The sequence below is a fragment of the Acinetobacter calcoaceticus genome (assembly GCF_016508255.1).
GTDB classification, from domain to species: Bacteria; Pseudomonadota; Gammaproteobacteria; order Pseudomonadales; family Moraxellaceae; genus Acinetobacter; species Acinetobacter calcoaceticus_E.
The window spans coordinates 688,805-714,186 of the sequence record NZ_JADVKT010000001.1 but is presented as its reverse complement, the minus strand read 5'-3'; the positions used below and the strand labels follow the sequence as shown (position 1 = coordinate 714,186).

General features: G+C 39.1%; 26 protein-coding genes and 1 pseudogene. 10 read left to right on the top strand and 17 right to left on the bottom strand.

Annotated elements, in window-relative coordinates:
• Positions 1-24: 24 nt before the first annotated feature.
• Positions 25-1,365 carry a deoxyguanosinetriphosphate triphosphohydrolase gene (locus I5515_RS03355; RefSeq protein ID WP_003650236.1) on the bottom strand — a complete coding sequence of 447 codons (1,341 nt, stop codon included), beginning with the start codon at positions 1,363-1,365 and terminating at the stop codon, positions 25-27.
• A gap of 309 nt (positions 1,366-1,674) precedes the next feature.
• Between I5515_RS03355 and purL the strand changes: the two genes are divergently transcribed.
• The 4 genes from purL (at position 1,675) to I5515_RS03340 (ending at position 7,574) form a co-directional block, all read left to right on the top strand.
• Positions 1,675-5,508 (top strand): phosphoribosylformylglycinamidine synthase, encoded by a 3,834-nt coding sequence (gene purL / locus I5515_RS03350; protein ID WP_199964742.1) that lies wholly within the window; start codon positions 1,675-1,677, stop codon positions 5,506-5,508.
• A gap of 78 nt (positions 5,509-5,586) precedes the next feature.
• Positions 5,587-6,801: a multidrug effflux MFS transporter gene (locus I5515_RS03345; protein WP_199964741.1), complete on the top strand. Its 1,215-nt coding sequence runs from the start codon at positions 5,587-5,589 to the stop codon at positions 6,799-6,801.
• Positions 6,802-7,059: 258 nt separating this feature from the next.
• The gene (locus I5515_RS17580; protein ID WP_265092289.1) at positions 7,060-7,185 is read left to right on the top strand and encodes a KGW motif small protein; all 126 of its coding nucleotides are present in this window, start codon (positions 7,060-7,062) and stop codon (positions 7,183-7,185) included.
• A gap of 68 nt (positions 7,186-7,253) precedes the next feature.
• Positions 7,254-7,574: an NGG1p interacting factor NIF3 gene (locus tag I5515_RS03340; protein WP_199964740.1), complete on the top strand. Its 321-nt coding sequence runs from the start codon at positions 7,254-7,256 to the stop codon at positions 7,572-7,574.
• Here I5515_RS03340 and I5515_RS03335 read toward each other — a convergent pair.
• Positions 7,567-8,367 (bottom strand): enoyl-CoA hydratase-related protein, encoded by an 801-nt coding sequence (locus I5515_RS03335; RefSeq protein WP_199964739.1) that lies wholly within the window; start codon positions 8,365-8,367, stop codon positions 7,567-7,569. The two genes, I5515_RS03340 and I5515_RS03335, sit on opposite strands and share 8 nt — an antisense overlap.
• A 109-nt stretch (positions 8,368-8,476) precedes the next feature.
• On the opposite strand from I5515_RS03335, the gene I5515_RS03330 reads away from it, so the two are divergent.
• Complete coding sequence (locus I5515_RS03330; RefSeq protein WP_199964738.1) at positions 8,477-9,052, top strand: nicotinate-nicotinamide nucleotide adenylyltransferase; 576 nt, start codon at positions 8,477-8,479, stop codon at positions 9,050-9,052.
• Between the two features lie 11 nt (positions 9,053-9,063).
• Here the strand turns inward: I5515_RS03330 and I5515_RS03325 are convergent, their stop codons facing one another.
• The 8 genes and pseudogenes from I5515_RS03325 to dapD form a co-directional block, all read right to left on the bottom strand.
• On the bottom strand, positions 9,064-9,426 hold the full coding sequence (locus tag I5515_RS03325; protein ID WP_199964737.1) for a glyoxalase superfamily protein: 363 nt from the start codon (positions 9,424-9,426) through the stop codon (positions 9,064-9,066).
• Between the two features lie 11 nt (positions 9,427-9,437).
• A complete protein-coding gene (locus I5515_RS03320; RefSeq protein ID WP_199964736.1) occupies positions 9,438-10,007 on the bottom strand; it encodes a CAP domain-containing protein in 570 nt (189 codons plus the stop codon).
• 108 nt (positions 10,008-10,115) lie between these two features.
• Positions 10,116-10,577, bottom strand: coding sequence for a peroxiredoxin (locus I5515_RS03315; protein WP_199964735.1), 462 nt, complete (start codon positions 10,575-10,577; stop codon positions 10,116-10,118).
• Between the two features lie 17 nt (positions 10,578-10,594).
• Positions 10,595-10,750, bottom strand: a pseudogene (locus tag I5515_RS03310) (ATPase); the annotation flags it as partial.
• A 99-nt stretch (positions 10,751-10,849) separates the two neighbouring features.
• Positions 10,850-11,266 carry a hypothetical protein gene (locus tag I5515_RS03305; protein ID WP_199964734.1) on the bottom strand — a complete coding sequence of 139 codons (417 nt, stop codon included), beginning with the start codon at positions 11,264-11,266 and terminating at the stop codon, positions 10,850-10,852.
• Positions 11,267-11,282: 16 nt separating this feature from the next.
• Positions 11,283-11,951 carry a 7-cyano-7-deazaguanine synthase QueC gene (gene queC / locus I5515_RS03300; RefSeq protein ID WP_199964733.1) on the bottom strand — a complete coding sequence of 223 codons (669 nt, stop codon included), beginning with the start codon at positions 11,949-11,951 and terminating at the stop codon, positions 11,283-11,285.
• A 40-nt stretch (positions 11,952-11,991) separates the two neighbouring features.
• Positions 11,992-12,702: a 7-carboxy-7-deazaguanine synthase QueE gene (queE, locus tag I5515_RS03295; protein WP_004790704.1), complete on the bottom strand. Its 711-nt coding sequence runs from the start codon at positions 12,700-12,702 to the stop codon at positions 11,992-11,994.
• Positions 12,703-12,800: 98 nt separating this feature from the next.
• Entirely contained in the window at positions 12,801-13,622 is an 822-nt protein-coding gene (gene dapD, locus I5515_RS03290) for a 2,3,4,5-tetrahydropyridine-2,6-dicarboxylate N-succinyltransferase (RefSeq protein ID WP_199964732.1), read from the bottom strand.
• A gap of 291 nt (positions 13,623-13,913) precedes the next feature.
• Here dapD and carO point away from each other — a divergent pair, with 291 nt between their 5' ends.
• Positions 13,914-14,642, top strand: a complete 729-nt coding sequence (gene carO, locus I5515_RS03285; RefSeq protein ID WP_199964731.1) for an ornithine uptake porin CarO type 4 — start codon at positions 13,914-13,916, stop codon at positions 14,640-14,642.
• Between the two features lie 85 nt (positions 14,643-14,727).
• On the opposite strand, the gene I5515_RS03280 is transcribed toward carO, so the two are convergent.
• The 6 genes from I5515_RS03280 to I5515_RS03255 form a co-directional block, all read right to left on the bottom strand.
• Positions 14,728-15,651 (bottom strand): CysB family HTH-type transcriptional regulator, encoded by a 924-nt coding sequence (locus I5515_RS03280; RefSeq protein WP_004790709.1) that lies wholly within the window; start codon positions 15,649-15,651, stop codon positions 14,728-14,730.
• Positions 15,652-15,679: 28 nt separating this feature from the next.
• A complete protein-coding gene (locus I5515_RS03275; protein ID WP_199964730.1) occupies positions 15,680-16,741 on the bottom strand; it encodes a sulfate/molybdate ABC transporter ATP-binding protein in 1,062 nt (353 codons plus the stop codon).
• Positions 16,742-16,752: 11 nt separating this feature from the next.
• On the bottom strand, positions 16,753-17,637 hold the full coding sequence (gene cysW, locus I5515_RS03270) for a sulfate ABC transporter permease subunit CysW (RefSeq protein ID WP_199964729.1): 885 nt from the start codon (positions 17,635-17,637) through the stop codon (positions 16,753-16,755).
• A complete protein-coding gene (gene cysT, locus I5515_RS03265) occupies positions 17,634-18,467 on the bottom strand; it encodes a sulfate ABC transporter permease subunit CysT (protein ID WP_199964728.1) in 834 nt (277 codons plus the stop codon). Before cysT ends, cysW begins: the two co-directional genes overlap by 4 nt.
• An 80-nt stretch (positions 18,468-18,547) precedes the next feature.
• Positions 18,548-19,156 (bottom strand): alpha/beta hydrolase, encoded by a 609-nt coding sequence (locus tag I5515_RS03260; RefSeq protein ID WP_199964727.1) that lies wholly within the window; start codon positions 19,154-19,156, stop codon positions 18,548-18,550.
• A gap of 30 nt (positions 19,157-19,186) precedes the next feature.
• Positions 19,187-20,194 carry a sulfate ABC transporter substrate-binding protein gene (locus I5515_RS03255; RefSeq protein WP_199964726.1) on the bottom strand — a complete coding sequence of 336 codons (1,008 nt, stop codon included), beginning with the start codon at positions 20,192-20,194 and terminating at the stop codon, positions 19,187-19,189.
• Positions 20,195-20,458: 264 nt separating this feature from the next.
• Here I5515_RS03255 and pabC point away from each other — a divergent pair, with 264 nt between their 5' ends.
• From pabC to I5515_RS03235, 4 genes are all read left to right on the top strand, one after another.
• Positions 20,459-21,271 (top strand): aminodeoxychorismate lyase, encoded by an 813-nt coding sequence (pabC, locus tag I5515_RS03250; protein ID WP_199964725.1) that lies wholly within the window; start codon positions 20,459-20,461, stop codon positions 21,269-21,271.
• Between the two features lies 1 nt (position 21,272).
• On the top strand, positions 21,273-22,343 hold the full coding sequence (gene mltG / locus I5515_RS03245) for an endolytic transglycosylase MltG (RefSeq protein WP_199964724.1): 1,071 nt from the start codon (positions 21,273-21,275) through the stop codon (positions 22,341-22,343).
• 9 nt (positions 22,344-22,352) lie between these two features.
• Complete coding sequence (gene tmk / locus I5515_RS03240) at positions 22,353-22,952, top strand: dTMP kinase (RefSeq protein WP_199964723.1); 600 nt, start codon at positions 22,353-22,355, stop codon at positions 22,950-22,952.
• 137 nt (positions 22,953-23,089) lie between these two features.
• On the top strand, positions 23,090-23,506 hold the full coding sequence (locus tag I5515_RS03235; RefSeq protein WP_199964722.1) for a PaaI family thioesterase: 417 nt from the start codon (positions 23,090-23,092) through the stop codon (positions 23,504-23,506).
• A gap of 56 nt (positions 23,507-23,562) precedes the next feature.
• Here the strand turns inward: I5515_RS03235 and nadB are convergent, their stop codons facing one another.
• Positions 23,563-25,206 (bottom strand): L-aspartate oxidase, encoded by a 1,644-nt coding sequence (gene nadB / locus I5515_RS03230; RefSeq protein ID WP_199964721.1) that lies wholly within the window; start codon positions 25,204-25,206, stop codon positions 23,563-23,565.
• Positions 25,207-25,382 lie beyond the last annotated feature (176 nt).

Here is a 25,382-nt window from a genome sequence, read left to right as displayed (position 1 = left end):
TATTTCTTTCTATATCAAGCCAGCTTAAAACAAGCCAATTTTATTACCTTGTAACTCTTGAGCCAAGCTATAAGCCTGATGATCTGAGAACTTACTGATAATATCGAGTACTTGCATGATATTACTGTAGTGATTATTGCTAAAGTTAGCACCATACAGATTAAGGATAGACATTAAACGTTGTTCTTTAAAGCTCAAAGATTTATGTGGCGTGGTCAAAGGTACAAAGGCATCCAAAATTGTTTGCAAACTTTGATGCGCAATAATTTCTAAACCAGACTTTTGTGGGTGTTCAAAAATTTTATCACGCGCCAGATTTTTAGCTGTTTCGATACCAATTGCAATATCGGGTGAGCAATATTGTAAAAGGTTGCCTTTAAGCTGACCGGTAATAATTTCATAATGATGTTTAGCAAAAGCTGTGGTGACTTCATCCACAAGCCGTTTCATTACACGGCCACGCAATGCTGAAATTTTTTGTTGCCACGTACTGTCTGGGTGTGACAATTCTTCAGGCTGACCATAATCGGCAATGAGGTTTAAGAAAATTGGCTCAACTTCTTGGTAACTCAGCATATTTAAGATAATGCCATCTTCTAAGTCAATTAAGGCATAGCAAATGTCGTCAGCGGCTTCTAACAAGTAGGTCAATGGGTGACGACAATAATGATATTCACCTAACTGAATAAGCCCGAGTTGTTCAGCAATCTGTTTTAAAATTTCTTTTTCAGACTGATAACAACCAAACTTTGCTCGCTGATGGGAAGGGCGATCACCTTGTGAAGCAATGGTTTTTGAAAGCCATGGATACTTTAAATAAGCCCCTAAGGTTGCATAGGTTAAACGCATACCTCCATCATTTGGATGATAATCAATACGGCTCAATAAACGTAAACCTTGGGCATTACCCTCAAACTGACGAACATCGGCTTCTTCTTCGGGACTTAGTTTTTTCAAGAAATCATCATGTGAGGCATCGTCAAACCATTCACGAATCGCATATTCACCCGCATGTCCGAAAGGTGGGTTGCCAATGTCGTGGGCCAGACAGGCTGCCTGAATAATTGCACCGACATCGGCAGGAGAAATCCAGACGGGTAATTCATTTTTTATTTTTTCTGCTGCGAGCATACCCATTGAGCGTCCAATACAGGAAACTTCAAGCGAGTGGGTGAGGCGAGTATGAATGCCATCATGCTGTGCGAGTGGGTGAACTTGTGTCTTACGGTTTAGCTGACGAAAACTTTGAGAAAATATAATGCGGTCATAATCTTTATGGAATGGGCTACGAGCCAGTTCTGTACTGCTTTTTTTACTACCTAAACGAACTGCAGAAAGCAGCTCTAACCAACGCATTTGTTCCATTTATCATTATTCAAAACTGTAAAACCTGATCATGCCAAAAAAAAGTTAAAAGCACTAGCATGGTGCGACATAGTTTGTCTTAGTTCAGGTTTTATTATGTTATTGAATAAACATGAAACAATTTATTTTTAGCTAGAATGCCTAAAAAAATGATTTTGAACAAAAAACTAATCACTTCTTGCAGAATTAGGTTACAGAATACTGATTCTACATCTAGCTGATTTTAGCAAGAAGCAGTAGAATATGCGCTCTCTCTAAAGTCACATTGCGGTAAGGTTCACAAGACCTGCCCGTGGAGCCAAAATCAACATGTTTATCGTGGCCGGTGCAGCAGCACATTCTTCTTTTAAGAAAGCTCAACTATTAACACGTTTATCGTCAATTAGTTCTGTTCAATCTTTTGACAGCCAATGGGTCTATTTGTTTGATCAAGCGCTCAACGAGCAGCAACATCAATCTGCTTTGCAATTATTGAATGACGGCGAGTCTTTTGAACTTCGTCAATCTGCAAGTGATGAGATTCAGATTTTAGTGACACCACGTGTGGGTACTATTTCACCTTGGTCTTCTAAAGCAACTGATATTTTCAAAAACTGTAATACACCAGTACATCGTTTAGAACGTGGTCTTTTATTCACGTTAAAAGGTGTTACTGAAATTTCTAATGAAGTTAAACAAGTACTTCATGACCGTATGACAGAAACAGTTTTTGCTCAAATTGATGATGCAAAAGCATTATTTTCAGAAACTGCTCCAAAACCATTAAATTCAATTGATATCTTAGGTCAAGGCAAAGAAGCTTTGGTTAAAGCGAATAATGAGTTCGGTTTTGCATTATCTGAACAAGAAATTGATTATTTAACAGAAGCGTTCACTCGACTTGGTCGTAATCCAAATGACATCGAGTTGATGATGTTTGCACAAGCAAACTCTGAGCACTGTCGTCATAAAATCTTTGGTTCTGAATGGACAATTGATGGTGAAAAACAACCATTGTCATTGTTCCAAATGATTAAAAACACTTATAAAGAATCTCCAACTGATGTGTTATCGGCATATAAAGATAATGCTTCAGTGATTGTGGGTTATGACACGATGCGTTTTTATCCGAAAGCGGATGAAAATGGTCACTTTATTTATAAATATAAGAGCCAAGCTGCTCATATTTTAATGAAGGTTGAAACCCATAACCACCCAACAGCAATTTCTCCATTTGCTGGTGCTGCAACTGGTTCAGGCGGTGAAATCCGTGATGAAGGCGCAACTGGTCGTGGTGGTAAACCAAAAGCTGGTTTAACAGGTTTTACAGTTTCAAACTTAAACATTCCTGGTTTTGAACAACCTTGGGAAGAAAATTACGGTAAACCTTCACGTATGGCATCGCCATTACAAATCATGATTGAAGGTCCATTAGGCGGCGCGGCATTTAACAATGAATTCGGTCGTCCTGCATTAAATGGTTATTTCCGTACTTTCGAACAGAATGTAAATGGTGAAGTGAAAGGTTTCCATAAGCCAATCATGATTGCTGGTGGTTACGGCAACATCCGTCCTGACCATGTAGAAAAAGATGCGATTCAACCAGGTGACTTACTCATTGTATTGGGTGGCCCTGCAATGTTAATCGGTCTTGGTGGCGGTGCAGCATCTTCTGTAGATAGCGGTACAATGGGTGAAAGCCTTGATTTTGCTTCTGTACAACGTGAAAACCCAGAAATGGAACGCCGTTGTCAAGAAGTGATCGATACTTGCTGGCGTTTAGAAGACTTCAACCCAATCGTTTCTGTACACGACGTTGGTGCAGGTGGTTTATCAAACGCTATGCCTGAACTTGTGAATGACCATGAGTTAGGTGCAGTTCTTAACCTTCGTAAGATTCCTTCATTAGAACCGGGCATGAGCCCAATGGAAATCTGGTCAAATGAAGCACAAGAGCGTTACGTTCTTGCTATTCGTCCAGAATCTTTGGAACAGTTCGAAGCAATCTGTGCACGTGAACGTTGTCCGTTTGCTGTGTTGGGTGAAGCAACTGAAGCGCGTCACTTAACAGTTGAAGATCCATTGTTCCAAAATGATGCAGTTGATATCCCAATGCAGGTAATGCTTGGTGGTACGCCACGCATGCAACGTTCTTATGAAACTATTGAACGTAGTGGCGATGAGTTCGACGCTTCAAAAGTTGATTTGAACGATGCGATTTTCCGTGTATTGAAAAACCCTACAGTTGCGTCTAAGTCATTCTTGATCACAATTGGTGACCGTTCAATTACAGGTATGGTTGCGCGTGATCAAATGGTTGGTCGTTGGCAGGTTCCTGTTGCAGATGCAGCAGTAACAACAACAAGTTTGCAAGGTTTCACTGGTGAAGCAATGGCAATGGGCGAACGTCCACCAGTTGCATTGTTAAATCCAGCTGCATCTGCACGTTTGGCAGTTGCTGAAGCAATTACCAATATTGCATGTGCAAACATTGAACAAATTAGCGATATCAAACTTTCTGCAAACTGGATGGCTGCTGCTGGTCAAAAAGGCGAAGATCAAGCATTGTTTGAAGGCGTGAAAGCAATTGGTATGGAAATGTGTCCTGCACTAGGAATTGCGATTCCTGTAGGTAAAGACTCACTTTCAATGCGTACGACTTGGAATGACGGTAGTGAAGATAAAGCCGTAACCTCTCCAATGACTGGCGTAATCACAGCATTTGCACCAGTGACTGATGTTCGTAAAACATTAACACCTGAACTTAAAAATTTAGAAGATTCTGTACTTGTACGTATTGATTTATCTAAAGGTCAGTTCCGTCTAGGTGGTTCGATTCTTGCTCAAGTTTACAAAGCAATTGGTTCGATCACTCCAGACGTTGATAGTTTTGATGATTTCAAAGCGTTCTTTGCTTTAATCCAAGACTGGAACAACCGCGGTTTGATTCAGGCTTACCATGACATCGGTGATGGTGGTTTACTTGCTTCTGTAGCTGAAATGATGTTCGCTGCACGCTTAGGTGTTGCTTTAGAAAATCAGTCAACTGCAAGCTTATTTGCAGAAGAAATCGGTGCAGTACTTCAAATCAAAGCAACTGACTGGGAAGCTTTACAAGCAGAAATCGCTTCTTCTAGCTTAAAAGATGCAATTGCTGTAGTTGGTCGTGTAAATAACTCAGATCAATTATCTGTAAATGGTTTAACTTTAGCTCGTGCTGAATTACAAAAAGCTTGGTCTGAGGTATCTCATCAAATCCAACGTCTACGTGATAACGTAGAAACTGCTGATCAAGAATTTTCGTTAATTACTGATAATGCACACCAAGGTTTGATTGCTAAACCAACATTCGACTTGAATGAACCTATTGAAGCGCCGTTCATTAATACACGTCGTCCTAATATGGCGATCTTGCGTGAACAAGGTGTAAATGGTCATATTGAAATGGCAGCAGCCTTTGATAAGGTTGGTTTCAATACTGTTGATGTGCACATGAGTGATTTACTTGCTGGTCGCGTTAGCCTAAGTGATTTTGAAGGTTTGGTGACTTGTGGTGGTTTCTCTTACGGAGACGTAATGGGCGCTGGTGGTGGCTGGGCAAAATCAGTATTGTTCAACGCTAAATTACGTGATCAGTTTGAACAGTTCTTCCATCGTGAAGATACCTTCAGCTTAGGTATCTGTAATGGTTGCCAAATGTTGTCTCAATTGGCGCCGCTTATTCCGGGTGCTGAACACTGGCCGCGTTTCCACCGCAATATGTCAGAAGTTTTTGAAGCTCGTAGCGTAAACGTCCGTGTTGAAAAATCTGTTTCTGTATTGCTTGATGGTATGGAAGGTTCAATCTTACCGATTGCTGTTGCACATGGTGAAGGCCGTGCTGTCGCAAGTGAAGCTAACATTGCAAGCTTGAACGCAGCTAACCAAGTTGTATTACGCTATGTTGATAGCCTTGGTAACCCGACTCAACATTATCCATTGAACCCGAATGGCTCGCCTGAAGCGATTACTGGTGTAACATCTAAAGATGGTCGTGCAACAATTATGATGCCACACCCAGAGCGTACTTTCCGTGCGATTCAGCATTCTTGGAGTCCAGAAGAGTGGACTGAAGACGGTGCATGGTTACGTATGTTCCGTAATGCTCGTAAATTTATTGGTTAATATAAAGATTGAAATAAGCCACCGTAAGGTGGCTTATTTATGTGTAGTACAATATTAATAATATAGTGGAGAAGAAAAATGAAATCAAAAATCCATTTTCGTGAGTTTGCATTGCTCATGGCATTGCTCATGTCGATTGTTTCTTTTTCTATCGATGCAGTCTTGCCTGCTTTAGGTGAGATTGGACGTATTTTTGAATTAAAAAATAACAATCAGTCGCAGTGGGTCATCATTGGTATCTTTTCAGGAATGACAATTGGACAGCTCATTGCGGGGCCTCTATCCGATGCGATCGGGCGTAAACGTATTTTATTTGCTGGGATCATCATTTACTTTTTGGGAAGTTTATTGTGTTTTTCCACACAAAGTTTTGAGTGGTTTTTAGTTGGACGCTTTATTCAAGGTATTGGTGTTTCAGGGCCTTACGTTGCTTCTATTTCAATTGTTAGAGATAAATACAGCGGAGCTCAAATGGCTCGCATCATGTCTTTAATTATGATGGTGTTTATGGTTGCTCCAGCAATTGCACCAAGTTTGGGGCAGCTTATTATTCATTTCTTTGGCTGGCGTGAAATTTTTGTTTTATATATGGTCTATGCCACAGTTGTAGGAGCATGGGTCGCTTTACGATTAGAAGAGACGCTACTTCCAGAAAATCGTTTACCTATGCGTATAAAAGCATTTCAGGAAGGTTTTAAAGAAGTTGTTAGTAATAAAACCACCATGAGTTATCTCTTATGTGCTGGTTTTTGCTTTGGCGGATTTATTGGTTATTTGGGAACTTCTCAACAAATTTTTATGCAGCAGTTTGGTAAAACAGGGCAAGAGTTTAGTGCTTATTTTGCTGTACTTGCTGGTGTAATGGGGATTGCTTCTTTTACTAACTCTAAAATTGTGATGAAGTTTGGCATGCGTCCAATCTGTATTTATGGTTTTCTAGGCCTGTGCGTAATTTCTTTAATTTTTTTAGGAATTCAACTCTTGGGTGTTGCTATAAGCTTCTGGATGTTTATGCTTTATGCCTGCGTTTTGTTTTTGTTATTTGGAACTTTATTTGGCAATTTAAACGCGATTGCCATGGAACCCATGGGGCATGTTGCTGGAATGGCATCGGCTATTATTGGTGCAGCTTCGTCTGTATTGTCACTTATTTTAGCCTCTATTATTGGGCAGTTATATAACGGTACATTAATTCCAATGACCTGTGGCTTCGTCATTTTGTGTGGTTTGGCATTTGCTATGACGATATATGAGAATAGATATTTAAAAAGATCAGTAGGCACGGAGAGTTAGGCGATTAGAGCTTATTCAATGGCTTGAAGCAATAAAATAAGATGATGATTGAAGTAATCTAGTGATTCAATTTTGATAATTTTTTAGTAAAAAATAATCCAATGCTATATACGAGCTGTAAATAAAAAGTAACGGAATAGTGTATTGTAGAAAACTAAAAATTAAGATTAGGATATATTTAAATTTATAAAGGCTAAGCTAACAGGTTTGGTCCAATTTTTGCTTTCTCTGTAACAACGATAAAAATCGGAGATCAAAATGATGAAAAACAAAAATGACATAAGAACGATGTATACAAAAGATAAAGGTTGGCGCTGGTTTGGTTTGGCACTCGCTATTCAAATACTCTTTATTGGAGCAAATTATTTAGTAATGATGAGCTGACTTTGATTCAGAGTGTTTTTTAAAGGTATGATTTAAAGTAAGTTCACTAGTCTTGAGTCATTCTACTCATGTTAAAGCTGATTTATTACGTACCCGAATCACATCTTGAATCGACTAAACAAGCCATTTTTTCTGCTGGTGCAGGCGGTATTGGTAATTATGAACACTGTGCATGGCAGGTAAAGGGAGTAGGGCAGTTCAAACCAGTTAAAGGGGCTGATCCCTATATTGGGCAGTTAGATGAACTTGAGCAAGTTGAGGAGTGGCGGGTTGAAACCATTGTGCTCGAAGAAAAGGCAAGTGTAGTCGCTAAAGCATTAAAGGCAAGCCATCCTTATGAAGAGCCTGCCTTTGAGTTTATTCAAATTATAGAAATTGATTTTAGTTAAATTGAGAAAAATCTGGTTTACGTTTTTGCATAAATGCTTGAACGGCCTCTAACATTTCTGGTGAGCGAACTCGCTGCATGAAGATTTCAGCTTCATGATCAATACATTCAATGATTTTATCTAAATCATGCTTCATGAGTGCTTTGGTTTGCTTTAAAGACGCAAGCGGTAAAGCTGTTAATTGTTGAGCTGTTGCTTGAGCTGTTGCATAAGAATCTTCAACAACTTCATTGACCAAACCAGCCTGTACAGCAGTTTCGGCATTAAATTTCTTTGCAGTTAACAAGAGTTCAGCAGCTTTATGATAACCCGCTTGTTTAACTAATAGTTGGCTTGCACCACCTTCGGGTGAGAGACCGAGGCTAACAAATGGAATTTGGAAAAGTGCAGTATTGTCAGCAAAAACGAGGTCCGCCTGCAATAAAAGAGTAACCCCAATACCAATTGCGACACCTTTTACTGCAATAATAAGCGGCTTTGATAATTTTGCAGCAGCTTTAAGTAAGACGAATGGTGGAACTTCTCCTGCTGGGCCTGTGTTAGGATTTTTTACAAAGCCCATGAAATCTTTCATGTCATTACCAGCAGTGAAATCTTGTTCTACACCACGTAGAACAACTACTCGAACATCTTTATTGAGATCGGCTTCATTAAGTGCTTGAGCAATCCATAAATAAAGTTCGCCATATAACGCATTTTTTGCTTCTGCGCGATTTATGGCTAAGGTGAGTACGCCACCTTCTAAATTTGCTTGTAAATGTTGATGAGGTTGTTGAATACAGCTAAGTGTCATCGTACTATCCTTGCTTTAAACCACGTTGTTGATTTTTAGGTTCTCATTATGGCGCATATTTTTTGTAAGAAGCGTAACTGATGAGTTCATAAAAAGTGAAAATCTGATTATGTATAAATTTGACTATCTCGTTTTTATAGGTCGTTTTCAGCCATTTCATTTGGCACATATGCAAACGATAGAAATCGCACTACAGCAAAGTCACTATGTGATTTTGGCGCTAGGCTCTGCTCAAATGGAACGTAATATAAAAAATCCGTTCCTTGCGATTGAACGAGAGCAAATGATTTTATCTAATTTTTCATTAGAAGAGCAAAAACGCATTCGGTTTGTACATGTGGTTGATGTCTATAATGATGAAAAATGGGTTAAACAGGTCAAATCTTTAGTCAATGCTGTGATTGAACCAGACTCAACTGTAGGCTTGATTGGACATTTTAAAGATGAATCTTCTTATTATTTAAAACTATTCCCTGAATGGATTATGGTTGAGCTTGATAGTCTAAAAGATTCACTGTCGGCAACGCCAATGCGTGAAGCTTATTATCGTGGTGAAATTCAAACAGAATTTTTCCCTGTAGGTACAATTCAATTTTTGGATGAGTTCAAAAAAACACGTACTTATCAGCAATTACAACAACGGTTTGAAGAAGATGACCGCTCTAATCTAGATGAGTTTGAATAAACTCATCTAGATTAAGCATCTGCCCAAAAGATAATTCGGTTGGAAAAAGGATCGGTGATACTGAGTTCAAGTGTTTCCCAATCTGTTTTTTCAATCTGGGGCTTAGCAAACTTGTAATCTTTTTTACTTAATTCTAGATGCAGCTCATAAATATGTTCCCAATAAATACGGATTGCACTATGGGGGCTTGCATCTCCAAAATGCTCTGATAAATGAATGATGCAATCATCTTTGGAAATCTGTAAATATAAGGGAAAGTTATCTTCAAACTGATGCTGCCAATCAAGCTGAAAACCTAAAAATTCAAGATAAAATGATTGAGCTAAATCAACATCAAAAATTCTTAAAATAGGGGTGATTGAACCTGATTGCATCATTTTTCCTTTTAACGTGTACCAAATTGTTGAGTCCAATAACTCTTTTGCTTTACAGATTGATCAGAAGTGCAAGCAATTGCGTAAGTCGTGAATTTTGGGTTCATTAGATTACTACAATGCAGGGGACTCGACAGCCATTTAGACATCACTTCACCCAAAGTTTTCTGCCCGCTAGCAACATTTTCACCGTTGGCTTTACCAAGTGTATTATAAAGTTTCAAACGTGACTTTAAGTCTAGGCCAGTGGAACCAACATGTCCAAGAAAGTTGTGTGTTGCCATATCTTCACTGTGAGAAAGTGCACCTTTATATAAATTATTACTCCAACTCAACGGTTTGGTTGCGGGGAAAGACTGCTGACCACATTGGCGTGATTGCTGCCGGATCTGATTAATTGTGTTAAGTAACGCTTGTTGATAGGCAGGGTTTTGTAAATCTTGGCAGCTTATTTCATTGGAAGTTTTTTGAATTTGAGTAAGTGATGTGGAAGTATCAGTTGGTATGGCTAATATATTTGCACTACATGCACCGATAAAGAGAGTAGCAGGCAGTAAAGAGCATATTTTGAGTGGTCTCATATCAATGCCTTAAAATAATTATTCTAATATTTTTATGATACGCCAAACTCAAATTGTTGGGTAATGCTTTGCAATAAAAAAGCGAGCATGAAACTCGCTTTTTGTTTATTAAGCTGTTTGTAGGGATTTTAAGTCTTCTAGAACTTGTTCTGCGTGTCCCGCTGCCTTAACTTTACGGTAGCTTTTAACCAATTCTTTGTTATGGAAAATAAAAGTAGAGCGTTCAATGCCCATTACTTTTTTGCCATACATATTTTTTTCTTTAATCACATCAAAGTGCTTACAAAGCACTTCTTCTTTATCGCTAATTAAATCGATCGTTAGTGCTTGTTTTTCAGTAAAGTTCTGGTGAGCTTTTACTGAGTCACGTGATATACCAAAAATACGCGCACCTAAGGCATCAAACTGATCTTTTAAACAAGAAAACCCAACTGCTTGTGTGGTACATCCTGGGGTTGAATCTTTTGGGTAGAAGTAAATGATCAACCATTCATTTTCGACTTCAGCTAAGTTTACTTCGCCTTGTGTCGTTGGAAAAAGTTGATTTGGTAGTTGAATATTCTCAGACATTTTTCATCCTTCAAAATTTAAATTTGGTCTAATTCAAGTGGTAAAAAAGCACATTCTTCATGATAAACAATATCGAGTTTTCTTACAGGAATTGCTTTGTTAAAAATTGGGCCGTCAATCACAGTCGTATGAAATTCTCCGCCTTCGCCACATGGATCAATGCTACTGTTCTTGCATGATTTATTTCAAATAGAGGGGTTTAGGTCAGTACTATTTTATCAGAGCTACAAAAAAGCCTGCATAAATGCAGGCTTAATTTGGAATAACAAAGCTTATTTTTTAGGAGCTTGTTGTTGAGCTGCTTTCATTGCATCTTCAGTTAATTTTTCAAGCTTAGTTGTTAACTGAGGGCCGAAACATGCTTTAAGATCACGGTTTTGTTGTTGTACAAATCCTAGAGAGCTTGGGCTTTTCTTCGCATTGATTGCACTTTGGATTTCCCATTTTTGTGCTTCAGTAACTTTCCCTTGTGCTTCAACTTGGCAGCTACAGAATTTGCTAACTTCAGCTGAGCTTAGCTTGCCGCCTTTAGCTGTTTGTTCTTTACAAACGTTAACTAATGCGCCTTTAACGTTAGTACTTTTATATGCTGCTTGAACTGGGTTTTCTGCAGCATGTGCTGCTCCAGCCATAAGAGCAACTGTTGAGAACAAAGATGAAAGAATAAGATTTGATTTTAACAACTTCATAAATTTTACCTACTTATTACGGTATATAGCGTGTTGGGTCGGCAACACCAGCCTCGATAAAGCCTTCTTTACGCAAACGGCAACTGTCACATTTGCCACACGCACGTCCTTGAGCATCTGCTTGGTAGCAAGATACCGTTTGACTATAGTCTACGCCATGTTCAATCCCTAAACGTATAATATTCGCTTTGGATAAATGTAACAGGGGTGTTTCAAATTTAAGTGGTTTACCTTCCACACCAGCTTTAGTTGCTAAACGTGCCATATTGGCAAAAGCATCAATAAATTCAGGACGACAATCAGGATATCCTGAATAATCAACAGCATTGATACCAATAACGATAGCTTCAGCATTAAATACTTCGGCAGCAGCTAGAGCATAAGAGAGGAAAATAGTGTTACGTGCTGGTACATAAGTTACAGGAATACCTTCTTGTAACTGTTCAGGTACGGCAATGTTGTGGTCTGTAAGTGCAGACCCACCTAAATTAGCTAAATCAATATTAATTATACGATGTTCAACACCTGAACGTTGAGCCAATGCTTTTGCTGCATCAAGTTCCGTGGTTGAGCGTTGACCATACATAAAACTAATAGCAATACATTCATAGCGTGCTTGTGCCCAAGCTAGGCAAGTGGTTGAGTCTAAGCCGCCTGAAAGTAAAACAATGGCACGAGGGCGCATATTTTTCTCCATATTCGGAATGATTTATTTTATTGAGTGATTAACGACCTGATTCATCGTTCCAAAGCAGTTTATGTAACTGTAGTTGGAAGCGAACAAGGAGTTTATCATCAAGTATCCACTGTGCCAGATCACGTGCTAGACGTGGCAGGCCAACAGCACCTTTTTCAACTGCAAAGGCAGGGGAGAACCAAACGGTACTGACTTTTTTATGCAGTTGATATTTTTCAACTTGTTGCTTTGACCATTCATAATCTTCACGGTTACAAATGACGAATTTAATTTGGTCATGTGCAGTTAAATGGTCAAGGTTGCTGATGAGGTTGCGATGTTCCTCACCAGAAGTTGGAGTTTTTAAATCGAGAACTTTAGAAACACGCGAATCTACTTTTGAGACATCAAGTGCGCCACTGGTTTCTAAAGAAACATCAAAGCCTGCTTCACATAGGCGTTGTAATAGAATCAAACAGTTTGGTTGTGCTAATGGTTCGCCACCAGTGACACAAATATAAGGTGTTTGATACTGTTTAGCTGTTTCAATGATATGTTCAAGCGAAAAACGTTCTCCGCCTTCAAAAGAATAAGTCGTATCACAGTAACTACAACGTAGTGGGCAGCCTGTTAAGCGAATGAATACAGTCGGTAAACCAGAAGCATTCGCTTCACCCTGCAACGAGTAAAAAATCTCGGTAATGCGTAAACCAGACGCAGGGTCAGAGACAGGAATTGCAGAGGAACGTAAGGAAGCCATTCTAGAAATACCACACTATATAAAAAATAAAATCTCTACGATCAGTTGGACCGTAGAGATGAGGAGCGATTAAAGCTCCGCAAGAGAGTTATAGCAAATTAGTCAGCGCGTAACAAATCGTTCAAACTTGTTTTCGCACGTGTTTTTGCATCAACTTTTTTCACAATAATTGCAGCGTATAAGCTGTAAGTACCGCATTTAGATGGCAAGCTGCCTGAAACTACAACTGAACCTGCTGGTACACGACCATAATGGATTTCGCCAGTTTCGCGGTCATAAATTTTAGTTGATTGACCAATGAAAACGCCCATTGAAATGACTGAGCCTTCTTCAACAATAACGCCTTCAACGATTTCTGAACGCGCACCGATAAAGCAGTTGTCTTCAATAATAGTTGGGTTTGCTTGTAATGGCTCTAAAACACCACCAATACCAACACCACCAGATAAGTGAACATTTTTACCGATTTGAGCACATGAACCTACAGTTGCCCATGTATCTACCATTGTGCCTTCATCTACATAAGCGCCAATGTTGACATAAGAAGGCATTAACACTACGTTTTTAGCTTGGAAGCTACCACGACGCGCTACAGCAGGGGGAACAACACGAACACCTGCTGCTTTAAATTGGTCTTCAGTCCAACCAGAGAATTTAGTTTCAACTTTATCGTAGAAACGAAGATCACATGACTCGATTGGTTTATTGTCATTTAGTTTAAATGATAATAAAACAGCTTTTTTTAACCATTGATGAACAACCCATTCACCATTGATTTTTTCAGCAACTCGAAGAGTACCGTTATCTAAACCAGCAATTGCTTCTTCAACAGCTTGGCGGATTTCGCTTGAGCAATCTGCTGCAGTAAAATTTGCGCGGTCTTCAAATGCTTGCTCAATGATCGTAGAAAGCTGAGACATGATCTTCCTTCCATAAAAAATTTTAAAGATTTTACACTAATTTGTGACAAGAATCTTTGAAAAAACGTGTTACGTTTAATCGAGGATATAAATAAGTTAAATGAAAATAAGCTTATTAGATAATCAAGTATTTTTTACAAAAAAATGATTTGAAAATAAAAATTTAACTCAATTTGTATCAAAAAATAACAGAAATCCAGCAGTTTTTGTATAAAAAAGACTCTATGCTCTTGAATATAATTTTTGTCACAAGCTGAAAAATTAGAAACAAAGCCTTTTGAGGAGAAAACTATGAAAGTATTACGTGTTTTAGTGACAACTACAGCTTTATTTGCTGCTGGTGCTGCAATGGCAGATGAAGCTGTTGTTCATGACAGCTATGCATTCGATAAAAACCAATTAATTCCAGTAGGTGTTCGTGCTGAGGCTGGTACTACAGGTTACGGTGGTGCTTTATTATGGCAAGCAAACCCATACGTTGGCTTAGCATTGGGTTATAACGGTGGTAACGTGTCTTGGCGTGATGATGTGTCAGTAAATGGCACTAAGTACGACTTAGATATGGATAATAGTAACGTTTATTTAAATGCTGAGATTCGTCCATGGGGTGCAAGTACTAACCGTTGGGCTCAGGCTTTATATGTAGCTGCGGGTGCTGCTTACTTAGACAATGACTATGATTTAACTAAACGTTCACAAGACGGTACTATTAAAGTAAATGGTAATAATTATAACTTTAATGGTTCAGTGGATGGTAAATTAAGTTATAAAAATGATATTGCCCCTTATGTAGGTTTAGGTTTTGCACCTAAGATCAATAAGAACTGGGGCGTATTTGGTGAGGTGGGTGCATATTACACAGGTAACCCAACTGTAAATCTTAAATCAAATGGTACATTTGTTAATGTTAACGGTGCTGACTTTGATAAAGATTTGCGCGCTGAAGAAAATAAAATCCGTAACGATGACAAATACCAATGGTTACCAGTTGGTAAAGTTGGTGTGAACTTCTTCTGGTAATAAATACTAAAAAAACGAGCTTCGGCTCGTTTTTTTATAGGTAAAAATAAAAGAGCGATCTCGCTCTTTTATTTTTTCTTAATTTTTATTCATCTGGATAAGCAATTTTTTTCAGTGCTTTAATATCAGCGTCAGGTGAGCATAGAGAAATAAATTCGTAGCCGTAACCACGTAGTAAGTGTCCTTTACGAACCGCAATCCATGTTGTATTGACACCAAAAATATCAGTTTTAGTTTGTTTTAAACGATGATCACGTTCTGTGTCATAGGCCACATCATTGACAATTCCGACTCCCATACCCAATTCGACATAAGTCTTGATAACGTCCGCATCAAGAGCTGACATTACGATATCTGCATCGAGGTGAGCTTCTTCGAAAGCTTTGTCAATTTTAGATCGGCCTGTAAAACCACCATGATAAGTAATAAGTGGATAGTCCGCTAAAAGTTCAAGCGTAATCTTGTCTGCCTTCACTAAAGGGTGATTTTGCGGTGTGATAATACTGTGTTGCCATTGATAGTACGGAATACTAGCAAGATTTTCTTCGGTCGTTAAAGACTCAGTTGCAATTCCAATATCTGCCTCACCTTGTAAGAGCATTTCTGAAATTTCAACAGGGCTGGCTTGTTGTAAAATCAAATGAACTTTAGGGAATAACTTCTTAAATTGATTGACGATCGGAGGCAGTACATAACGTGCCTGAGTATGGGTAGTTGCGATCGTTAATGTCCCTTCATCAACTTTATTAAAGTCTTCTGCAAGACGTTTAATATTTTCAGCATCAACTAACATGCGTTCAACGATGCCAAGAAGAGATTGACCTGGTTCGGTTAAACCTAAAAGACGTTTACCTTTTCGTATAAAAAGTTGTACACCTAGCTCATCTTCTAAATCTTTAATATGTTTACTTACACCCGATTGAGACGTGTAGAGTGCAGCCGATGCTTCGGTTAGGTTAAAGTTTTGGCGTACAGTTTCTCGGATAATTCTTAATTGTTGAAAGTTCATTTACACTTTTCCTTACCAAATATATTTCTTAAGCAACTTGATCTGCAAATAAGTGCAGTTGAGATGCACTTACCCAAACGGTTTGATTGGGTTTAAATGCATGTAGTTTTGCAGTTTCATTGCTCAGAGCAATCTCAATTAAACGTCCATTACGATCTTGTAATTCCGCCACAACTTTTCCAGCAATCCAGATTTCACGTACAAAAGTCGCTTCAATGGTATTCGCTTGCGGTTGCGAATGAATATGTAACTCATCTGGACGGGCAAAAGCAATCACTTTTCCTTGAGGTGCCTCAACTGCCGTTGGTAATTGAATACGGTCATTGCCAATACGGATAATACCGCCTGTGTTCTCACCTTCAAAACGATTTGCCTGACCCAAGAAATCAAATACAAATGGTGTTGACGGTTTTTCATAAACTTCACGAGGTGAGCCAATCTGCTCGACATTACCTTTATTCATTACAATAATCTGATCCGCCACCTCAAGTGCTTCTTCCTGATCATGTGTCACAAAAATTGAAGTAATATGCAATTCATCATGTAAGTTGCGTAACCAGCGGCGTAACTCCTTACGGACTTTGGCATCTAGTGCACCAAATGGTTCATCAAGTAATAAGACTCGCGGCTCTACTGCCAAGGCACGGGCTAAAGCAATACGCTGACGTTGTCCGCCAGAAAGCTGGGCAGGGTAACGGTCTGCTAAAAATCCAAGTTGAACCAAATCAAGTAAACGAGTGACACGTTTTTTAATTTCAGCTTCTGAAGGACGCGTTGCACGAGGACGAACACGCAAACCAAAGGCAATATTGTCAAATACTGTCATGTGACGAAATAAAGCATAGTGCTGAAATACAAAGCCAACCTGACGCTCACGCACATGTACATTGGTCGCATCTTCACCTTCAAGTAGTACTTGACCACCATCGGCTGACTCTAGGCCAGCAATAATACGAAGTAGAGTTGTTTTACCGCAACCAGATGGGCCGAGTAGGGCAACTAGTTCACCTTCTGGAAAATCTAGGGAAATATTTTTAAGCGCATGGAATGCACCAAAGTGTTTTTCAATATTTTTAACTTGAATACTCATGATTTCATTCCTTACGAATCAGTTGAATGTGGTTGTGGTTTATCTTGATGTAGTTCTAACCACGTTTTTAATACCAGTGTTAACAGAGCTAAGAAAGCAAGTAATGAGGACACGGCAAACGCTGCGCTAAAGGTGTACTCGTTATATAAAATTTCGACATGAAGTGGCAGGGTATTGGTTTCACCACGAATGTGACCAGAAACCACTGATACTGCGCCAAACTCACCCATTGCACGGGCATTACATAGAATCACGCCGTAAATCAAACCCCATTTAATGTTGGGAAGTGTCACTTTCCAAAAGGTTTGCCATCCCGATGCACCCAGTACAATCGCTGCTTCTTCTTCTTCAGTTCCTTGAGCTTCCATGAGTGGAATTAACTCACGCGCGACAAAGGGAACGGTAATAAAAATGGTTGCTAAGACAATTCCAGGTACGGCATACAAAATTTTGATGTCATGATCCATTAACCAGCCACCTAACCAACCTTGTGCACCAAAAATCAATACAATCATTAAACCTGCAATAACGGGTGAAACCGAAAAAGGCATATCAATGATGGTGGTTAAAATTGCCTTACCTTTAAACTGGAACTTAGAGACAGCCCAGGCGGCACCCACACCAAATATCACGTTAATCGGAACAGCAATTGCTGCTGTTAATAAGGTTAATTTCACCGCCGATAGGGTGTCTGGATCAATCAAAGCTTGAACATAGACTTCAAGTCCTTGTTTAAATGCTTCTACAAAAACCAGAATAAGGGGCAACATCAGGCAGCCTAGGAAAAAAATCAGAGCCACGGTAATAAGCGTGTAACGTACCCAAGTTGGTTCGCGTGTTGCATCCCGTGATTGCAACTTAAACGCGAGTGCATTGCTGTCAGTATGTAGGTTCATGTGATATTTCTCCCTGTACGACGGTTTGCCCATGCTTGAAGTAAATTAATGGCAAATAAAATGATGAAAGAGAGAACTAACATGACCGCAGCAATCGTTGTTGCACCTGCATAATCATATTCTTCAAGACGTGAAATGATCATGAGTGGAGCAATTTCTGTTTTAAACGGTTGGTTACCCGCAATAAAAATAACTGAACCATATTCACCCACGCCTCGGGCAAATGCTAAAGCAAATCCTGTGAACAGAGCTGGTAGTAATATTGGTAAAATAATTTTAGTAATGGTCTGCCAGCGATTTGCGCCAAGGGCTGAAGCAGCTTCTTCAAGCTCAGTTTCGATATCACTCAGTACAGGCTGAACTGTCCGTACAATGAATGGAATACCAATGAAGACTAATGCCAGAGTAATACCAATTGGCGTATAAGCAACCTCAATACCTAGAGGTTGTAGATATTGACCAATCCAGCCTGTAGGGGCATAGAGTGAAGTTAATGCAATACCTGCAACTGCTGTCGGTAGAGCAAAGGGTAGATCTACTAAAGCATCTACAAGACGTTTTCCGGGAAAGTTATAACGTACAAGACACCAAGCGAGCAGTAAGCCAAACACGACGTTAATAAAAGCTGCAATTAATGCTGAACTAAAGCTAAGTTGAAGCGACTTTAAAATACGTTCAGACGTTAAAATTTCCCATAATCCATCCCATCCAATTCCAAATGATTTGATAAAGACTGCGGCTAATGGAATAAGCACAATAAAAGACACATAGGCGAGGGTGAAGCCCAAAGATAGACCAAACCCAGGCAGCACTCGGGATCGCTGCGACATGATATTTCCTCAAAGAGAAAAGCCTGCTGAAACCAGTAAGCGAATAAATAAAGATAAACGGTGAGATATAAAGTTGGGTATTAAGCAAATTTCAAAGAGAAATGAGTTTTTACCGGGTCGATAGATGAGTGGCTACACATCGAATCTTCTGGAATCAAATAATTCAGCAAATCTGGAAATGGGCCAAAACCTGAGGCAACATTAATATGACCAACTTCACCAAGATTAACTGGATTTAATTTCCATGATTTCGCAAGTTGCAAAGCATCAAAAAAGCCGAGCCACGGATCATTTTCACTAATGAGTAAGGATGTTGGCACATCAATCTTTAATTGATGAAAATACGCTTTGAAGTCGGTCAAACTATGACGAGCAAACCCTGCTTCCCCAAAGCGTGCTGGATTTGCTGGAGCGACCAAAATAAGTTTCTTAACTCGGGTTTTTAACTCTGGATGTTCAGCTAGAGCAGCTACACTTGTTAAACAACCAAAGCTATGCGCAACAATTTGTACAGCAGCTGGGGCTACTTGAACTGTTTTAACGAATTGCTCAACCCATTCACTTAATACAGGTCTATCCCAGTTTTTTTGCTCAACGCGAGAACTAGACACGAGTTTACGCTGCAACCAAGATTGCCAATGCTGATGTTCACTTCCACCTACACCTGGAACAATTACAGTGTGAATCATGTCTGTTCTCCTTATCTTTAGTACAAAGAATTACTTCTCTGCACTATTGATTTTCACGATTTGATCAAAAACACCACCATTGTCGAAATGTTGTTTTTGAACCTTGGTCCAACCGCCAAACTCTTTGTCGATCGTAACGAGTTTCAATGGTTTAAATACGTTGCTATATTTCTTAAGAACGGCTGCATTACGCGGGCGGTAGAAGTTACGTGCTGCAATTTCTTGGCCAGCTGGTGAATACAAGTAGTTGAGGTAACCTTTAGCAATCGTTAAGTTGCCTTTTTTAGTGGCATTTTTCTCAACAACTGCAACTGGTGGTTCAGCTAAAATGGAAAGGGATGGTGTAATAATTTCAAACTTGCCTGGTTGTTCGCGGGTAGCTAAATGTGCTTCGTTTTCCCAAGCTAGCAATACATCACCAATGCCACGTTCAGCAAAAGTCGTGGTTGCACCACGCGCACCTGAGTCTAAAACTTTAGTGTGTTTATAAATTTGGCGGACAAATTCTTGAGCTTTTGCATCGTTACCACCTGCTTGATGTTTTGCCCAAGCCCAAGCAGCCAGATAGTTCCAGCGAGCGCCACCAGAAGTTTTCGGGTTTGGGGTAATAATTTCTACGCCTGGTTTGATTAAATCACCCCAGTCCTTAATTTGTTTAGGGTTACCCTTACGAACTAAAAACACGATTGTTGAGGTGTATGGTGTAGAGTTTTGCGGTAACTTTTTCTGCCAGTCAGTTGGCAGTAATTTTGCTTTTACAGCAATTTCATCGATATCCGCTGCAAGTGCCAATGTCACTACATCTGCATTTAAGCCATCAATAACAGCACGGGCCTGTTTTCCAGATCCACCGTGTGATTGTTTAAACTCAATATCTTGTCCAGTACGCTGTTTCCAGTAAGCACCAAACTGTTTATTGAAATCTGTATATAACTCTCGAGTTGGATCGTAAGAAACGTTTAAGAATTCTTGAGCTGCAAAGGATGAAACTGAAAGTAATGCAGCAATAACCCCGACTTTTAATTGAGAAAAACGCATGAGATAAGTCCTCAAAAAATATGAAATGTTCAAAACATGAACGCAGAATAGCGCTAGTCTTTATTCTAAAAAAATAATAAAAAACGAATTTAATATGAAAAATATAGAAATAGTAAAAATAGATAAGTTATTCTTAAATCTTGATATACAACAAGTTTCAAAAGTAGATACCAAATCGGTATAATTTTTTAAAATCAGTCATTTATTATTTAAATGAAAGGTGTTGTATTGTTGGATAGTTTTAAGCAAAGGGGGGGATTGAACATGTGGTGTTTTAAAAATGGGCAACCTGTTGAGACTATTCCTTTACTGGATCGAGCATTTCATTATGGAGATGGATGCTTTACGACAATTCGTGTTTTTGAAAATCAAATTGAACTTAAAGTAAGACACTGGGAACGCCTAAAACTGGCATGTCAAAAATTGTTTTTAACAATAGATTTTGAATTAATAGAACAGAGTTTACAGCAATTAAAAAAGCAGCATCTTGTACTCAACGGCACTTTAAAAATTGTTATTAGCCGTGGGGAAGGAGATAGAGGTTATAGCTTACCAAAGCATCAGGCTGATATTTATATCTGGTTTTATCCGAAAGCTTTAGCGCCATTTCAGCCGGACTTTATCCAGTGTGGTGTTTTAAATCAGGCCTTAGGTTTAACCATGCCGAGTTTGGTCGGGCTCAAATCTTTAAACCGTCTTGAGCAAGTGTTGCTAAAAAAAGAAGCAGATCAATTAGGATGGGCTGAAGCATTAGTTACTGATGTACAAGGTTATATTGTTGAAGGGGTCAGTAGTAATTGTTTTATTCGTTTAAATGATAGATGGATTACACCTGAACTTCGCTATAATGGCGTCCACGGTGTAATGCGGGCAGAAATTTTGGCGCGCATGCAGCACCATGATATTGCCTGTGAATTACGTGTAATTGAGCTAGATGAAGTATCTGAAATACAAAGTCTGTTCTTTTGTAATGCTTTAAATCCTATGCGAGTGGTCACTCATTTAGGAGAGAAAACGCTAGACACACAGGCATGCATAGATTTATTTCATATCCTTAACTTAAATCAGATTCATTAATATGCCGAAGCCACCTGTAAATGCGAAAGCAAAAAATGCCAAGAAAAATAACAAAAAACAAGCTCCTAAAAAATCTAAGCGCTTGGTTTTGATTGGTCTTTTTATTGTTTTAGTTTCTATTTTTGCCATTTTATGGTCAAGCTTATTTAAAGCTTATTCAATAGAAGGGAAAAAGCAGATGCTATCAATTACATCTGGTGAAACCTATTCTGGTTTTATTGATCGCTTAGCCAAAGAAAACAAAATCCATTTCCCCATTGTACTTAAACTTTATCAACGATTTATGATTCATGACAGCATGAAAGCTGGTGTATATGAAGTTGAGCAGGGAATGAGCGTAAGACAAGTATTAGAGATGTTATCTAATGCGGATAATGCTCAGATGAATCGTGTTTTGGTCATTGAAGGTACGACTTTTAAACAGCTCATCACTGCTTTAAAGCACGATAAGAATGTAAAAAATACAATATTAGATTTACCCGATGATCAGCTTATGAAGGCTTTAGGAATTTCCTATCATCACCCTGAAGGTTTATTTGCGCCTAATACTTATTTCTTTGCCAAGGGTGAGACTGATAAAAAAATCCTTACCGATTTATATCACCATCAAATGAAAGCTTTAGATACGGCTTGGGCAAATCGTGCACCAAACCTACCTTATAAAGATAAGTATGAAGCTTTAATCATGGCTTCAATTGTTGAAAAAGAAACAAGTTTAGATAGTGAGCTTGAGCAAGTATCTGGTGTATTTGTACGACGTCTAAAAATTGGCATGCGTCTACAAACAGACCCAACCGTGATTTATGGTATGGGTGAGAACTATAAGGGTAACATTACTCGCGAAGACTTACGTACTCCAACACCATATAATACTTATACAATTAATGGGTTACCACCAACTCCAATTGCTTTACCAAGTCAAAAAGCAATTGAGGCTGCATTACATCCAGATGACTCAAATAATGTTTATTTTGTAGCAACTGGCAATGGTGGCCATAAATTTACGGCAAATTTGCAAGCGCATAATCAAGCGGTTCAAGAGTATTTATCCGTGTTGAGATCGAAGAAATAAGGAAGAGAGATGTTTATTAGCTTTGAAGGCACGGAAGGTGTAGGCAAGACTACGCTTATTCGAAAAATTCATCAGCATTTTGAAGAACAAGGTAAACAAGTTGTTTTAACGCGAGAGCCTGGCGGTACACCACTAGCTGAACAAATTCGTTCAATGCTTTTGGCTGTTAATCATGATGAAAATATGAGCCATGATACTGAGTTACTTTTGATTTATGCTGCACGCGCACAACATCTTCAGCAAATCATTGTGCCTGCTTTAGAAGCCAATAAAATTGTGTTAAGTGACCGTTTTACAGATGCAAGCTTTGCTTACCAATGTTCTGGTCGTGGTTTAAGTCAAGATAAGTTACAACTGTTAAATACGAACTTTGTTTCACACATGCCAGAAGTGACTTTTTGGTTAGATGCGCCGATTGAATTAGGCATGAACCGTGCACGTGAACGTGGTGCTTTAGATCGTTTTGAACAGGAAAAGTTAAGTTTCTTTACTAAAGTTCGTGAGGGTTATGAAACTTTGTGGAAAGCTGAACCTGAACGTATTAAACGTTTAGACGCTACGCAAAGCCCAGATCAGGTGTTTGAGCAAGCGTTGCAATATTTAGGATAAGCAATTGGATGAGCCACTCTTATAAAATATGGGAGTGGTGAAAAATGACGTTAATTCTGATTTAAAACGTCATAGAAAATATCTGCTATTTTCTTATGCTATCTTACATATGATTTATAGATTGAAGAATAACAAGGATGAAAAGCTCAAAAGAAGAAATCGTGGCATTTCTTGAAAAGGAATTTCCACCCAGTCTTGAACATTGCACGATTGAATCAGTCACGCCTAAAGCTGCTGTTGTTTACTATCACGTAGATCAAAGACATCAACGTCCGGGTGGTACCATATCTGGCCCAACTATGATGACTTTGGCAGACTTTGCTTTGTATATTGCAATACTAGGTGAAATCGGAATTATTGGTTTGGCTGTGACGACGAACTTTAATATTAATTTTTTGCGAAAACCCGCAGGTGATAAAGACCTACGCAGTGAATGTAAACTCATGAAAGTAGGAAAGAGTCTGGTTGTTGGTGAGGTTTGGATTTATTCGGTTGGGCTGGATGAACCCGTGGCACATGTGACCGCGACGTATTCAATTCCTCCTCGATCATGAAAATTAAAGTTATAAAAAAGCACGGTATGAACCGTGCTTTTTTATAACGAGATTATTTAAACGCTGGTATTTACCAAAGGTTGCTCTACTGCAAAGTTTGGAGGTGTTAAAACAGTTTTTCGAATCTCGCTTGAAGTTTCCGGATAATCAAGTGTGTAGTGTAAACCACGCGATTCTTTACGTTGCATGGCACAGCGCACAATCATTTCCGAAACGAGTACAAGATTACGCAGTTCAATCAAGTTTTTACTGACACGGTAGTCTTGATAATATTCAGTGATTTCACGCTTTAACATTTCAATACGGTGTAAAGCACGTTCTAAACGTTTCGTGGTTCTTACAATACCGACATAGTTCCACATGGTTGAACGTAGCTCATCCCAGTTTTGTAAAATCACAACATCTTCATCAGGATTGGTGACTTGAGAGTCATCCCAAGTGGGTACATTCGGTAGTTTAAAACTTTCATCAAACTTATTTTCGATGTCTTTTGCTGCACTCATGCCATAAACGAAGCACTCAAGCAATGAGTTACTCGCCATACGGTTTGCACCATGTAAACCTGTATAAGAGGTTTCACCAATTGCATAGAGACCTTCAATATCCGTCTGGCTATTTGAGTCAACTACCACACCACCACAAGTGTAATGAGCGGCCGGCACTACTGGAATCATGTCTTTAGTAATGTCGATACCTAACTCAAGCAATCTTGCATAAAGTGTAGGGAAGTGCTCTTTAATAAACTCAGGTGACTTGTGCGTAATGTCTAACCATACATGTCGAATACCAAGACGTTTAATTTCATGGTCAATGGTACGTGCCACAATATCACGAGGAGCCAATTCGGCACGGTCGTCAAAACGCAGCATAAAACGTTCGCCATCTGGCAAGCGCAAGTAAGCACCTTCACCACGCATCGCTTCGGTAATTAAAAAAGAACGCGCTTGCGGATGGTACAGGCAGGTTGGGTGGAACTGGTTAAATTCCATATTGGCTACACGGCAACCTGCACGGTAAGCCATGGCAATACCATCGCCTGTAGCAATATCTGGATTAGATGTATAAAGGTAAGCTTTCATCGCACCACCGCAAGCAAGGGCGGTAAATGGTGCAAGAAAGGTATGAACCTTTTCTGAATTTTCATCTAATGCATACAAACCAATAGCGCGATTCGCTTGATCAGTATGTCCCAACTTATGTGAAGTAATTAGATCAATCGCAATATAGTTTTCAAAAATAGTAATATTTTTACGTTCTTGTGCACGCTCAACCAAGGTGGTTGAAATAGCTTTACCTGTTGCATCGGCAGAATGAATAATGCGGCGTTGTGAATGGCCACCTTCACGGGTTAAATGAAGCTGTTCATCTTCATCTAAGGTAAACTGTACACCTTGTTTCAAAAGGAAATCGACAGAAGGACGTCCACCTTCTACCGTATGTTGAACTGCATCCATTTCACATAAATGAGCACCTGCAATCATCGTGTCATTAATGTGTTGTTGAATAGAATCAGTTTCATCAAGAACTGCAGCAACACCACCCTGAGCATAGAAGGTACTTGCTTCGGTTAAGGCAGCTTTAGCTAAAACTGCAATATTAAAATGACTTGGTAACGATAAAGCCAGACTTAAACCAGCGCCGCCGCTGCCCACAATAATCACGTCAAAGTGGTGAATTGTCTGTTGATTAGGCATGTCCATTCGCAACAATTTAAAACGTCCGCTAATGACACCCCTTTTTATCTAAAAAGGCAAGAGCTTAAGCGCTCTAACTCAGAGAAAAATTGCAATTGGTTTAAAAAATTGCAATGCGTAAAATAATCATTGTGATGATATCTGATAAATAAACATATTGTTACGCACAACCCCAAGGCGTT

What these genes read in the sequence shown, in the direction of transcription:
- I5515_RS03355 (WP_003650236.1), bottom strand. Translation starts at nt 1,365, where the DNA reads ATGGAACAAATGCGTTGGTTAGAGCTGCTTTCTGCAGTTCGTTTAGGT.
- purL (WP_199964742.1), top strand. Translation starts at nt 1,675, where the DNA reads ATGTTTATCGTGGCCGGTGCAGCAGCACATTCTTCTTTTAAGAAAGCT.
- I5515_RS03345 (WP_199964741.1), top strand. Translation starts at nt 5,587, where the DNA reads ATGAAATCAAAAATCCATTTTCGTGAGTTTGCATTGCTCATGGCATTG.
- I5515_RS17580 (WP_265092289.1), top strand. Translation starts at nt 7,060, where the DNA reads ATGATGAAAAACAAAAATGACATAAGAACGATGTATACAAAAGATAAA.
- I5515_RS03340 (WP_199964740.1), top strand. Translation starts at nt 7,254, where the DNA reads ATGTTAAAGCTGATTTATTACGTACCCGAATCACATCTTGAATCGACT.
- I5515_RS03335 (WP_199964739.1), bottom strand. Translation starts at nt 8,367, where the DNA reads ATGACACTTAGCTGTATTCAACAACCTCATCAACATTTACAAGCAAAT.
- I5515_RS03330 (WP_199964738.1), top strand. Translation starts at nt 8,477, where the DNA reads ATGTATAAATTTGACTATCTCGTTTTTATAGGTCGTTTTCAGCCATTT.
- I5515_RS03325 (WP_199964737.1), bottom strand. Translation starts at nt 9,426, where the DNA reads ATGCAATCAGGTTCAATCACCCCTATTTTAAGAATTTTTGATGTTGAT.
- I5515_RS03320 (WP_199964736.1), bottom strand. Translation starts at nt 10,007, where the DNA reads ATGAGACCACTCAAAATATGCTCTTTACTGCCTGCTACTCTCTTTATC.
- I5515_RS03315 (WP_199964735.1), bottom strand. Translation starts at nt 10,577, where the DNA reads ATGTCTGAGAATATTCAACTACCAAATCAACTTTTTCCAACGACACAA.
- I5515_RS03305 (WP_199964734.1), bottom strand. Translation starts at nt 11,266, where the DNA reads ATGAAGTTGTTAAAATCAAATCTTATTCTTTCATCTTTGTTCTCAACA.
- queC (WP_199964733.1), bottom strand. Translation starts at nt 11,951, where the DNA reads ATGCGCCCTCGTGCCATTGTTTTACTTTCAGGCGGCTTAGACTCAACC.
- queE (WP_004790704.1), bottom strand. Translation starts at nt 12,702, where the DNA reads ATGGCTTCCTTACGTTCCTCTGCAATTCCTGTCTCTGACCCTGCGTCT.
- dapD (WP_199964732.1), bottom strand. Translation starts at nt 13,622, where the DNA reads ATGTCTCAGCTTTCTACGATCATTGAGCAAGCATTTGAAGACCGCGCA.
- carO (WP_199964731.1), top strand. Translation starts at nt 13,914, where the DNA reads ATGAAAGTATTACGTGTTTTAGTGACAACTACAGCTTTATTTGCTGCT.
- I5515_RS03280 (WP_004790709.1), bottom strand. Translation starts at nt 15,651, where the DNA reads ATGAACTTTCAACAATTAAGAATTATCCGAGAAACTGTACGCCAAAAC.
- I5515_RS03275 (WP_199964730.1), bottom strand. Translation starts at nt 16,741, where the DNA reads ATGAGTATTCAAGTTAAAAATATTGAAAAACACTTTGGTGCATTCCAT.
- cysW (WP_199964729.1), bottom strand. Translation starts at nt 17,637, where the DNA reads ATGAACCTACATACTGACAGCAATGCACTCGCGTTTAAGTTGCAATCA.
- cysT (WP_199964728.1), bottom strand. Translation starts at nt 18,467, where the DNA reads ATGTCGCAGCGATCCCGAGTGCTGCCTGGGTTTGGTCTATCTTTGGGC.
- I5515_RS03260 (WP_199964727.1), bottom strand. Translation starts at nt 19,156, where the DNA reads ATGATTCACACTGTAATTGTTCCAGGTGTAGGTGGAAGTGAACATCAG.
- I5515_RS03255 (WP_199964726.1), bottom strand. Translation starts at nt 20,194, where the DNA reads ATGCGTTTTTCTCAATTAAAAGTCGGGGTTATTGCTGCATTACTTTCA.
- pabC (WP_199964725.1), top strand. Translation starts at nt 20,459, where the DNA reads ATGTGGTGTTTTAAAAATGGGCAACCTGTTGAGACTATTCCTTTACTG.
- mltG (WP_199964724.1), top strand. Translation starts at nt 21,273, where the DNA reads ATGCCGAAGCCACCTGTAAATGCGAAAGCAAAAAATGCCAAGAAAAAT.
- tmk (WP_199964723.1), top strand. Translation starts at nt 22,353, where the DNA reads ATGTTTATTAGCTTTGAAGGCACGGAAGGTGTAGGCAAGACTACGCTT.
- I5515_RS03235 (WP_199964722.1), top strand. Translation starts at nt 23,090, where the DNA reads ATGAAAAGCTCAAAAGAAGAAATCGTGGCATTTCTTGAAAAGGAATTT.
- nadB (WP_199964721.1), bottom strand. Translation starts at nt 25,206, where the DNA reads ATGGACATGCCTAATCAACAGACAATTCACCACTTTGACGTGATTATT.